This window comes from Tepidimonas sp. (assembly GCF_036825565.1).
Classification (GTDB): Bacteria; Pseudomonadota; Gammaproteobacteria; order Burkholderiales; family Burkholderiaceae_C; genus Tepidimonas.
In genome coordinates this window covers 1-4,705 of the sequence record NZ_DAISXZ010000108.1, presented here as the reverse complement: position 1 = coordinate 4,705, position 4,705 = coordinate 1, and the positions used below count along the sequence as shown (strand labels likewise).

The 4,705-nt window shown below is 69.6% G+C and carries 5 protein-coding genes; all 5 read right to left on the bottom strand.

What is annotated here, in order from left to right; genetic code table 11:
• Positions 1–73: 73 nt before the first annotated feature.
• Genes V7026_RS10990 through V7026_RS10970 form a run of 5 tightly spaced genes read right to left on the bottom strand, consistent with a single transcriptional unit; the run spans position 74 to position 4,630 of the window.
• The gene (locus tag V7026_RS10990) at positions 74–652 is read right to left on the bottom strand and encodes a hypothetical protein (protein ID WP_334155421.1); all 579 of its coding nucleotides are present in this window, start codon (positions 650–652) and stop codon (positions 74–76) included.
• Complete coding sequence (gene trpC, locus V7026_RS10985) at positions 649–1,449, bottom strand: indole-3-glycerol phosphate synthase TrpC (protein WP_334155420.1); 801 nt, start codon at positions 1,447–1,449, stop codon at positions 649–651. The genes V7026_RS10990 and trpC overlap by 4 nt, the downstream gene beginning before the upstream one ends.
• Positions 1,446–2,501 carry an anthranilate phosphoribosyltransferase gene (gene trpD, locus V7026_RS10980; protein ID WP_334155419.1) on the bottom strand — a complete coding sequence of 352 codons (1,056 nt, stop codon included), beginning with the start codon at positions 2,499–2,501 and terminating at the stop codon, positions 1,446–1,448. Before trpD ends, trpC begins: the two co-directional genes overlap by 4 nt.
• 33 nt (positions 2,502–2,534) lie before the next feature.
• On the bottom strand, positions 2,535–3,113 hold the full coding sequence (locus V7026_RS10975) for an aminodeoxychorismate/anthranilate synthase component II (protein WP_334155418.1): 579 nt from the start codon (positions 3,111–3,113) through the stop codon (positions 2,535–2,537).
• Positions 3,110–4,630 carry an anthranilate synthase component I family protein gene (locus tag V7026_RS10970; RefSeq protein WP_334155417.1) on the bottom strand — a complete coding sequence of 507 codons (1,521 nt, stop codon included), beginning with the start codon at positions 4,628–4,630 and terminating at the stop codon, positions 3,110–3,112. Before V7026_RS10970 ends, V7026_RS10975 begins: the two co-directional genes overlap by 4 nt.
• Positions 4,631–4,705 lie beyond the last annotated feature (75 nt).

Genomic DNA, 4,705 nt, shown 5'->3' with positions numbered 1-4,705 from the left:
GTAGGCGTAAGCCAACAGATTTACAGTCTGCCCCCTTTAGCCACTCGGGCACCCCTCCGGCGAGAGCCTCAGATTATGCCACGTTTTGCGGCACGCTTTCGACCTCCGGGGAAAATTGTTGCAGCACCGCGGCGCACCAGTGCGCGATACGGCCGGCGGTGTCGGTGCCGGCGCGGATGCTGTTGATGGACCGCTGGCTCAGGTGGCGCGCGCAGGCGATGTCGGCCGTCAGTCGCCCCCCGTCGCGCAACGCGCGCACGGCGGCGTGGGCCTGCGCCCCGCAGGCCACCACCCAGCGCAGGCCGGCCAGTTCGGCGGCCAGCCGCTCCAAATTGGCCGGCTGCAGCACTTCGGCCACCGTGGGCACCGAGCGGCCGGTGAGCGCCGGGTATTCGACCTGCGGCCACACGTTGGTGACGACGTAGGCGGCGCGATGCGGCGAGGCAAACCGCCGTGGGTCGCGGCGGTGCAGCTCCGCGAGCACACGCGCGAGGTTGGCGCCGGTGCCGGCCGCGCAGGGGTAGCCGCGCTGTGCCTCGAAGCGGCCCGGACAGATGAAGACGAAGCCGGTGGTGGCGCCAGGACAGGGCTGGTGGTAAACCGTGAGGCCCGGCGCGGCCGCAAGCGGCGCCATCAGCGTCGCCCCGCTCATGCGTCGAACAGCGCGGCCAGCGCCGCGCCAGGGTCGTCGGCGCGCATGAACGCCTCACCGACCAGGAAGGCCGGCACGCCGGCGTCGCGCAGGCGGTGCACGTCGTCGCGCTTGGCGATGCCGCTTTCGGCCACCAGCAACCGCCCCGGCCCCAGCTGCGGCAGCAGGTCCAGCGTCGTCTGCAGCGAGACCTGGAAGGTGCGCAGGTCGCGGTTGTTGACGCCGATGAGCGGCGTGCGCAGGCGCTGCGCGCGCTGCAGCTCCGCCGCGTCGTGCACCTCCACCAACACCGCCATGCCGAGCTCCAGCGCGATCGCCTCGAAGTCGGCCATCTGCGCGTCGTCCAGGCAGGCCGCGATCAGCAGGATGGCGTCCGCCCCTAACGCGCGCGCCTCCCACACCTGGTAGGGATCGACGAGGAAGTCCTTGCGCAACGCCGGCAACGGCGCCGCCGCGCGCGCCTGGCGCAAGTCGTCCGGGTGGCCCTGGAAGTACGGCACGTCGGTCAGCACCGACAGGCAGGCCGCGCCGTGGCGCGCATAGCTGGCGGCGATCGTCGCCGGGTCGAAGTCGGCGCGCAGTACGCCCTTGGAGGGGCTGGCTTTCTTGACTTCGGCGATGACGGCGGCGCGCCCGGCGGCCTGCGCGGCGCGCAGCGCGCCGATGAAGTCGCGCGGCGGGTCGGCGCGCCGGCTGGCTTCGGCGCGCGCGCGCACGGCAGCCAGGGGCGTGCGCGCGGATGCGACGGCCACCTCCTCGCGCTTGGTGGCGCAGATGCGCTGCAGGATGTCGCTCATGCGGCCGTCTCCGCGCCCAGCCGGTGCGCAGCCATGACGAATTGCTCCAGCTTGGACTTGGCCGCGCCACAGGCGAGCGCCGCGCGGGCGCGGGCGATGCCGGCTTCGATCGAATCGACGACGTCGGCGGCGTAGAGCGCCACGCCGGCGTTGAAGACGACGATGTCAGCCGCCGGGCCGGGCTCACCGTCCAGCACCGCCAGCAGCTTGGCGCGCGATTCCTCGGGCGTGCTCACCTGGAAGGCCCGGTGGCTGGCCATGGCCAGCCCAAAGTCCTCGGGGTGGATGTCGTACTCGATGATCTCGCCGTCCTTGAGCTCGCCGACCATGGTCGCGGCGCCCAGGCTGACCTCGTCCATACCGTCCTTGCCATAGACGACCAGCGCGTGCTGGGTGCCCAGGCGCTGGAGTGCTCGCACTTGGATGCCGACCAGATCGGCGTGGAAGACCCCCATCAGGATGTTGGGGGCGCCGGCCGGGTTGGTCAGCGGGCCAAGGATGTTGAAGAGGGTTTTGACGCCCATCTCCCGCCGTACGGGGGCGACATTCTTCATGGCCGGGTGGTGGTTGGGCGCGAACATGAAGCCGATGCCGACCTCGCGGATGCACTGCGCGATGGCGGCCGGCGGCAGGTTGATGTTGACGCCCAGACTTTCCAGCACATCGGCGCTGCCGGACTTGCTGCTGACGCTGCGCCCGCCGTGCTTGCTGACCTTGGCGCCCGCCGCGGCCGCGACGAACATGGCGCCGGTGGAGATGTTGAAGGTGTGCGCGCCGTCACCGCCGGTGCCGACGATGTCGACCAGGTGGGTGGTGTCCTCCACATGGACCTTGGTGGAGAACTCCCGCATCACCTGGGCGGCGGCGGTGATCTCGCCAATCGTTTCCTTCTTGACGCGCAAACCGGTGATGATGGCGGCGGTCATCAGCGGGGAGATTTCGCCGCTCATGATCAGCCGCATCAGGTGCAGCATCTCGTCGTGGAAGATCTCGCGGTGTTCGATGACGCGTTGCAGCGCCTCCTGCGGCGTGATGACGTGTCGGTGGGGCATGGGGGTCTCCTGGAGGACGGATCGGCGAAAGGGTCAGGGGGACTGCAGGAAGTTGCGCAGCAGGGCGTGGCCGTGCTCGGTCAGGATGCTTTCGGGGTGGAACTGCACGCCTTGCACCGGCAAATCCCGGTGGCGCACGCCCATGATCTCGCCGTCGTCGCACCAGGCGGTGATGGCCAGCTGCGGCGGCAGCGTGGCGCGCTCGATGGCCAGCGAGTGGTAGCGGTTGACGGTGTACTGGCGCGGCAGGCCGGCAAACACGCCCTCCTGCGTGGTGGTGATGAGGCTGGTCTTGCCGTGCATCAGCTCGCGCGCGAGCACGATGCGCCCACCGAACGCCGCGCCGATGCTCTGGTGCCCCAGGCACACGCCCAGGATCGGCACGCGGCCGGCAAAGTGGCGGATCGCCGCCACCGAGATGCCCGCTTCCGCCGGAGAGCACGGCCCCGGCGAAATCACCAGCCGGTCCGGCGCGCGCTCGGCGATGCCCTCCAGCGTGATCTCGTCGTTGCGGAACACTTCTACCTCGGCGCCCAGCTCGCCAAAGTACTGCACCAGGTTGTAGGTGAACGAGTCGTAGTTGTCCACCATCAGCAGCTTGATGCGGCTCATTCCAGCCCCTCCTCGACCAGTTCGCTGGCGCGCAACAGGGCGCGGGCCTTGTGCTCGGTTTCCTTCCACTCCAGCTCCGGGACGGAGTCGGCCACCACACCGGCAGCGGCCTGTACATAGAGTGTGCCGTCGTGCACGACGCCGGTTCGGATGGCGATGGCCAGATCCATGTCGCCCGCCCAGCTCAGGTAGCCGACCGCGCCGCCGTAGATGCCGCGCTTGGTCGGCTCCAGCCGGTCGATCAGTTCCATGGCATGCACTTTGGGCGCGCCGGTGAGCGTGCCGGCCGGGAAGGTGGCACGCAGCACGTCCATGCTGGTCAGACCCGGGCGCAGCAGCCCCTCGACATTGCTGACGATGTGCATGACGTGGCTGTAGCGCTCCACCGCAAAGGCCTCGGTCACCTTGACGGTGCCGATCTGCGCGATGCGGCCGATGTCGTTGCGCGCCAGGTCGATCAGCATCACATGCTCGGCGCGCTCCTTAGGATCGGCCAGCAAGTCCTGCTCGGCGGCCTTGTCCTTTTCGGGTGTGGCGCCGCGCGGCCGCGTACCGGCCAGGGGCCGGATGGTGGCCTTCACCCCTTCGTCGGTGCGCTCCTGGCGCACCAGGATTTCGGGCGAGGCACCCACCACATGCAGGTCGCTGCCGCGCGCATCGGCCCCGGCTAGGTTGTAGTAGTACATGTACGGGCTGGGGTTGAGTGAGCGCAGCGCGCGGTACAGGCTCAGCGGGCTGTGCCGGAAGGGCTTGTGGATGCGCTGGCCGATCACGATCTGCATGAAATCGCCCTGCTGGATCAAGGCCTTGGCCTCGTCGACGGCCGCCAAGAGATCGGCTTTGCCGCGCTCGCGCTGCTCGGGGTAGGCATCGCCGGCCTTTACGGACGGGGCGCTGACCGAGTAGCGCAAGCGGTCCTTGAGCTCGCGCAGGCGGCGCTTGGCGCTGGCGTAGGCCTCGGGCTGGGCGGGATCGGCATAGACGATCAGATACAGCTTGCCCGAGAGGTTGTCGATGACGGCCAGCTCCTCGGTCTGCAGCAACAGGATGTCGGGCAGATCGAGCGGATCCGGCGGGCAGGTGCCGGCGAGTTTGCGCTCGATGTGGCGCACGGTGTCGTAGCCGAAATAGCCCGCCAGCCCGCCGCAAAACCGCGGCAGCCCGGGGCTGAGCGCCACGCGAAAGCGCTGCTGGTAGGCGGCAATGGCATCCAGCGGGTTGCCGCCCAGCGTCTCGACGACGGTGCCGTCGCGCACGACCTCGGTCCGCGCGGCTTCGCCGAAGCCATAGGCACGCAGCCACGTGCGCGCCGGCAGGCCGATGAAGCTGTAGCGGCCGAAGCGCTCGCCGCCGACGACGGACTCCAGCAAAAAGCTGTTGCGGCCACCGTGGGTGGCGTGGGCCAGCTTGAGGTAGAGAGACAGGGGGGTTTCCAGATCGGCGAAGGCTTCGGCGATCAGCGGGATGCGGTTGTAGCCTTCGGCGGCGAGGCTGCGGAATTCCAGTTCGGTGATCACGGCAACGGGGCTCCTGGCGGGGCGGGCCGGCGGACGGTCCCGGGCGGGATGGCCGGCACGGCTTGGGGTCCAACG